Source organism: Enterobacter sp. K16B, from assembly GCF_020216105.1.
GTDB lineage: Bacteria > Pseudomonadota > Gammaproteobacteria > Enterobacterales > Enterobacteriaceae > Enterobacter > Enterobacter sichuanensis.
Window position 1 is genome coordinate 59,625 of record NZ_JAIWJZ010000050.1, and the last position, 6,000, is coordinate 65,624.

The window sequence follows — 6,000 nt, forward strand, 5'->3', positions numbered from 1 at the left end:
GGTAGCTACAGCTCCGGCTCTGCCAGCGCTACGCTACGCTCCGCTTGCTGTGTGTACCACTGATGGGGCTTTACGGCTGCTATTGTCTGGAATCTGATAAATAGCATAAACGTCACATCATGGGGCGTTAACTTTAAATCGACGCAATGCCTTAGCACCATCCAGAAGATAAGAAAGGGGAGATAGAGTTTGCCGAAAAGTTTCGGCTGGATTGCTGTAAGGTTCATCATTATGATTGCTTGCACAATCAACGATTGAGAAAACACTTCTGAGGGATCAGGGACAAGACGATATGAAAGTGACTGATGAGGCTTTGTTACGTTCAGGGTTTTCTCCATCGGATTTGAAGAAGATAAAAAACAACGTAGAAAGCTATGGTGGAACGTTGGGAAATGCCATCAGGGACTTGGCCAGGCGTTTTATTCTCGCCGTGTGGGTTGTATCAGGTTGCCTTGCTGTATTCATTTTTCTGTTGATATTCGCATCTGAGCAGAGTGTTTTCTCTGGTGCTATTGGCCTTTCTTGTGGAGCAGCGGTTGCAATTTTTATACAACCGCCTGTGCTTGCTTATAAATCCTGGCGATTCTGCAGGGTGAATAAATCTTAATCAACTGTTATCAGTTGCAGAAACTCAAAAATCACTTTCGCTTTGACACCATATCCAGCGATTTTCATCGTTAGCCTGGGCTTGCTCATTGTGTCAACTTTCCGGTAGTAATCACGCGGCAACCAACGAAATAATTGCCAGGCGCCAGGTTTCCTTGCTAAGCCGAAGATGCTATAGACACTCGCCCCCAGTGTCACCGCATTATAAAAAGCTAACCCATTTTTTGAGCTAAACCCCAAAAATTGTGCGGCTTCCATTACCCCCTCAGCCCTTCCACGCTTTCTGATGGCAGATTCATCACTGTTTTAATGCTGGTTTCGATGCTACGAATAATGTCTTCACGTGGACCGTTACGCCAGTCAGCACTTGCGTAAAAAGTTTCAAGAACCGTAGCCATGCTTTCAGCACTATCAAAGGCGCGGATAAGGTAGTAGCAATCCGGGTCATGCAGCGAGTTACCAAACGCAACAACATCGATCTTGTGGCGTTGGTGAAGGGGTACACTGATTTCCTGCATGATGGCGTGAAAAGCTGCTCCGGTGCCTTTGTGCAGTGTGTATTGCAGTATCTCAACCGTTCTCAAAGTATCATCTCCGTTGGTTGCCACTCGGCAGTTCCTTGTTAATAGAGATTAAAGTAAACGGAATTGTTCCGCGAGACCACAATTAATCAAAGGGCTTTCCGTAAGCAAAGCAGCAATATGTGACTCAAACACGTAGTAAAGCGCTATGCCGCGTTTTTAGTATGGGGCAGGTTCGGTCCAGTCACGGTTCAAAAGAGTCACGTTTATCCGCGGCGATTCAGTGTTCCGTAAATTAACCAGACAGGTCTTGTATCGTTTATTGATAGCGCGACAGTACTATTGCGTTGCCTTTTAATTAAACAGGGAAGTGCTTTGCTCAATTGCAGGTAGTGACTCTTTCATGGTGTGCTTTTTCAGGCACCATGCTCTTTTTATTAAAGGAATACGCTTTTTCAAACGCAGGTTCGCAACCAGGAATCCCCCATTGGTGTTTATTAGGCATGAAGTATGTTACTTCCGCTCAGGTACCCTGACCAGGATTCGGTAAGCGTCTTGCTTACGGATGGCGTTAATCGAGACGTGTCTTGTTTCAACGCGCTGGCGATCCTGAGAAGGTAGACAACATAACAAAGAGTAATGCCGTGTGTGTTTATTGCCTGTTGGTGTAGCGCATATCTCATCATATGCGCTACACAATTTTTTACGGCTCTCCAGCATCTCGCTGAACAGAAAACTGATATTTCAGGAGATTAACCCTTAATTTTTAGTTCCTTGATGCGGAAATCATTCCCCATACTGGCTGCAACATGGCTGACTACCTCGAGTTCAGCTTTACTGCCTGTGGCTTTGAATTTACCACTCAGGGTTATCCATTCATTCACTTGCTTCAGTTCTAACGGTGCGGAAATATCTTTGCCGTCAGCACGGAGAGAAATTTTTGGCGCTTCATATTTTCCAATAATGCGCGCAGCCTTCACCGTCCAGGTATATTCATGCCCGGCAGTAAGACCTGCCAGCGTCTTTTTAAGGAGCACGCCGGCATGGTTTTTGTTGGCATTGGTAATGAACTCGACGGCGCGGGTGCTGGCATCAACCAGGTAAAGATCGTGCCCGGCCGGTCCCGCCTGCCAGCTATTCCAGTTATCACGTTCGAAGTTGGTTAAATCTTCAAACGGTGCTGCCGTCGAGGCCGAAATATCCGCCTCGCGATAAACTTCAACGCTGAATTCACCCGAGTTATCTTTGTACTGGTCTTTACCGTCGGCAAAAATCAGCGTCAGAGTGCCTTCAGCTGGAACTGACCAGCGATATTTATGGTTGCCAACTGGCCAGGCATCCTTACCGATCCGTGCCTGAAGCGAAGGATTACGTACCGTCAGCGTTTCACCCTCTCTGGGAATGCGTCCCTGAGGCGCGGTCAGTGCAAACGTTTCAATCCCATTCCGGGCCCAACCACTGGCCAGAATGGTAATTATCTCTCCCGCTTTGAGGAATATCCCTGTGTTTGTTCCTTCGGCATTTTTAGCGTCAACTTTTCCTGACCAGATTAAATTTTCGCTCATGTCTGACTCCTGTGACATCGTGGTGCATCAATACACCTTTTCAAATATCCATACAAAAGAGTGAATTTAAAACTCTTCGGTTATTTGCCTGATAATGTAAGTGAATAGTTCACGATATTATCGTATTCACTTTCTGCTTCTTATCGGCTCGAATGAGAATAGTCAGGGGGGATCTTTATTTCAAAAGTCTGAATCATTTATGTCGGGTTGCATTTTTATAATTCATTAAAAAGTAAAAGCTATTTTTCATGATATTAAGAATAATCTGAACTTAGGAAGTGAAAAAGAAAGCTGCCCTTTTGTTTTTCCATTCCTGTTTCTGCACATAAATAAGGCTGCATTACGCAGCCTTTTTATTAGTTTTTAGGAAACACCCACACATGCCTCTCCGGCAACGAAAGATGGCAGTGCTGCGGATCCCGCACCTCATGCCCGTACGCGCGGATCACAAAGTCATCCCCCGCCGTACGGAACAGGTACTCCCAGCGGTCGCCGAGATACATGCTGGTGAGCAGCGGCAGCTCAAGCTGGTTTTCCCCAGGCCCCTCGACCACCGCGACGCGCTCGACACGGATCACCGCCGTGGCGTCATCACCGCTCTGCACCCCTTCACCGGCCTGGCCCCACAACACCCAGCCTTTGCCCTCGATGCGCGCTCTGCCGTCGCGCACTTCAGTGACCTTACCGTGCAGGCGATTGTTGCTGCCCATAAATTCGGCGGTAAACAGGGTTTTCGGCGAGCCGTACATCTCCTGTGGTGTGCCTTGCTGTTCGATCTTTCCGTTGTTCAGCAGAAGGATGCGATCGGAAATGGACATCGCTTCATTCTGGTCGTGCGTCACCATCAGCGCCGATAGCCCGAGCTTGATAATCAGCTCGCGCAGGAACACGCGGGCCTCTTCGCGCAGCTTGGCGTCGAGGTTGGAAAGCGGCTCGTCCAGCAAAATCACCGGCGGGTTGTAGACCAGCGCCCGGCCAATCGCCACGCGCTGCTGCTGCCCACCGGAGAGCTGGTGCGGGTGACGTTTGCCAAGATGGCCCAGACCCAGCTGGTCCAGCACGTCCTGCACGCGCTGCTGGATCTCTTTGGCCGGAACTTTGCGGAGCTTGAGCGGATAGGCAACGTTCTCAAACACGGTTTTGTGCGGCCACAGGGCGTAGGACTGGAACACCAGCCCCAGGTTACGCTCTTCCGCCGGGACCTCACTGCGCGGCGTGCCGTCGTAAACTTTATTTTTACCAATCACAATCGAGCCCTGGGTCGGCTTTTCCAGACCCGCGACGGCACGCAGCAGGGTGGTTTTGCCGCTGCCGGAAGGGCCCAGCAGAGAGACCACTTCGCCGCGCTTCAGGTTCATGGAGACACCTTTTAAAACAGGATTGTCGCCGTAGGTTAAGTGCAGATCGTCAACCGCTAATTCAATCATGTATTTTCACTCCGAAACGAAGGGCAATGCCCAGACCTACCACGACAAGCAGGATGTTAATGAAAGAGAGCGCCGCCACGATATCAATGGCGCCTGCGGCCCAGAGGGAAACCAGCATCGAGCCGATGGTCTCCGTGCCGGGTGAAAGCAGGTACACACCCGTTGAGTATTCGCGTTCAAAGATCAGGAACATCAGCAGCCACGAACCGATAAGACCGTAACGGGAGAGCGGGATGGTGACGTGGCGGGTGATCTGCCCGCGCGTCGCCCCGGTGCTGCGCGCCGCCTCTTCAAGCTCCGGCCCCACCTGCAGCAGCGTGGAAGAGATGAGCCTCAGCCCGTAGGCCATCCACACCACGGTATAGGCCAGCCAGACGCTGAAAATGGTGCTGCGAAGGGAACGCAGCCAGACGATGACGTTTTCGCGCATCCAGTCAGTCCAGGCAAAACCGGAAAGCCAGCCTGATTTCAGGGAGTTATCGAGTCACACCGGCAGGAACAGGAACACCCACAGGAAGGCCAGGCCCGCCAGCAGGCCGGGCACCGCGCGCGGTACCAGCACGCTGTAATCGAGGAAACGCGTGGTGTTGTCTGGCTTACGGTGCATCGCAATACCGACAAACAGATAGCAGACTACCGCCAGCGCACCGCCAATCACCCCGATCGCCATGGAGTTGATAATGGCGCGCAGCAGGTTGGGCTGCGCCCAGATGGTGCGGAAGGTGTTCAGCGAAAGCTCATCCCACAGCGAAACGCCCACGCCCCAGTTGGAGATAAACGCGCGCAATACCACGCCGAGCAGCGGAACGCCGATGGTCACGGTAAGCCAGAAGGCAATCACCGCGCCGGCTACCCAGCGCCATTTACCCAGCGGGAGCGCGCGGGCCTGCGAGGCCTTGCCCTTCATGGTGACGAAGCGGTTGGCGGTGCGCATCAGGCGTCGCTGGAGCATCACCAGCGGGATGGTGATACAGATCAGCACCACGGCAACCGCTGCCATCAGGTTATAGGAGGGGGTACCCATCTTGTTCGTCAGCTTGTAGAGATAGGTCGCCAGCACCATATTGCCTTCCGGGTCGCCGAGGACCAGCATCAGGCCGAACACTTCCAGCCCGAGGAAGAACATCAGCACGGTGGCGTACAGCACTGACGGGCGCACCATCGGCAGGCTGACGGAGGTCATTACCTGCCAGGGCGACGCGCCCGCGGTGCGCGCGGCCTCTTCCACATCGGAGCCCACGCTGCGCAGCGCTGACGAGATATACAGATAGGCGTGCGGGACGTGCGTCAGGCCGGCAATGACCACAATGCTCGACATGTCGTAGATGTTCCACGGCACAAAGCCAATCAGCGCCTCAGCCCATTGAGAGAGAAAGCCCACCGGACCGGCGGCCACCACGTAGCCAAAGCCCAGAACCATCGGTGAAACGAAAATCGGGACCAGGATCAGCGGCTCAATCAACCGGCGACCGGGCAGGTCGGTACGCACCATCAAAAAGGCCAGCACGCCGCCCAGCGGGATAGAGATAAACACCAGCCCGAAGGCCAGAATAAAGCCACTCTTCAGGGCTTTATAAAAATCAGGGTCAGTGAAAATAAAATCAAATGATTCAAAGCTCCACTCTTTTGACGGCGAAAAGAAGGGGGCGGACAGGAAGCTCTGTATCACGATAAACGACAGCGGCGTATAGATAACCAGAGCGGTTATCAGCACGACGATGCCGCGCGGCAGGCTTTGCCACTTTCTGCGTAATGTATTCATGGGGTATCCCTGGTATTGCAGCCCAGAAAAACGAACTCAGGTCGATAAGGGAGCGCGGCGGCTTGCGCCGCGCTCAGACGCTTATTTGCCGGCGGCGGTACGCCACTCTTTGATGTACT

The 6,000-nt window shown here is 52.5% G+C and carries 4 protein-coding genes and 2 pseudogenes; 1 reads left to right on the forward strand and 5 read right to left on the reverse strand.

The window, feature by feature from the left end; translation table 11 throughout:
* Positions 1 to 292: 292 nt before the first annotated feature.
* A complete protein-coding gene (locus LDK53_RS11575; RefSeq protein ID WP_208283652.1) occupies positions 293 to 607 on the forward strand; it encodes a hypothetical protein in 315 nt (104 codons plus the stop codon).
* Here the strand turns inward: LDK53_RS11575 and LDK53_RS11580 are convergent.
* The 5 genes and pseudogenes from LDK53_RS11580 to LDK53_RS11600 form a co-directional block, all read right to left on the reverse strand.
* Positions 604 to 876: pseudogene (locus tag LDK53_RS11580) on the reverse strand (DUF4225 domain-containing protein); the annotation flags it as partial. The gene LDK53_RS11575 and the pseudogene LDK53_RS11580 overlap by 4 nt on opposite strands.
* Positions 864 to 1,190, reverse strand: coding sequence for an NIPSNAP family protein (locus tag LDK53_RS11585; RefSeq protein ID WP_047959854.1), 327 nt, complete (start codon positions 1,188 to 1,190; stop codon positions 864 to 866). The gene LDK53_RS11585 and the pseudogene LDK53_RS11580, both read right to left, overlap by 13 nt.
* 689 nt (positions 1,191 to 1,879) lie before the next feature.
* On the reverse strand, positions 1,880 to 2,692 hold the full coding sequence (locus LDK53_RS11590; RefSeq protein ID WP_225287250.1) for a LecA/PA-IL family lectin: 813 nt from the start codon (positions 2,690 to 2,692) through the stop codon (positions 1,880 to 1,882).
* Between the two features lie 356 nt (positions 2,693 to 3,048).
* Positions 3,049 to 4,119: an ABC transporter ATP-binding protein gene (locus LDK53_RS11595; RefSeq protein WP_088244355.1), complete on the reverse strand. Its 1,071-nt coding sequence runs from the start codon at positions 4,117 to 4,119 to the stop codon at positions 3,049 to 3,051.
* A pseudogene (locus LDK53_RS11600) lies at positions 4,112 to 5,881 on the reverse strand (ABC transporter permease). The gene LDK53_RS11595 and the pseudogene LDK53_RS11600 overlap by 8 nt, the downstream one beginning before the upstream one ends.
* Positions 5,882 to 6,000 lie beyond the last annotated feature (119 nt).

Excerpts from the sequence above, each read along its gene's own strand:
- LDK53_RS11575 (WP_208283652.1), top strand. The coding sequence starts at position 293 with ATGAAAGTGACTGATGAGGCTTTGTTACGTTCAGGGTTTTCTCCATCG.
- LDK53_RS11590 (WP_225287250.1), bottom strand. The coding sequence starts at position 2,692 with ATGAGCGAAAATTTAATCTGGTCAGGAAAAGTTGACGCTAAAAATGCC.
- LDK53_RS11595 (WP_088244355.1), bottom strand. The coding sequence starts at position 4,119 with ATGATTGAATTAGCGGTTGACGATCTGCACTTAACCTACGGCGACAAT.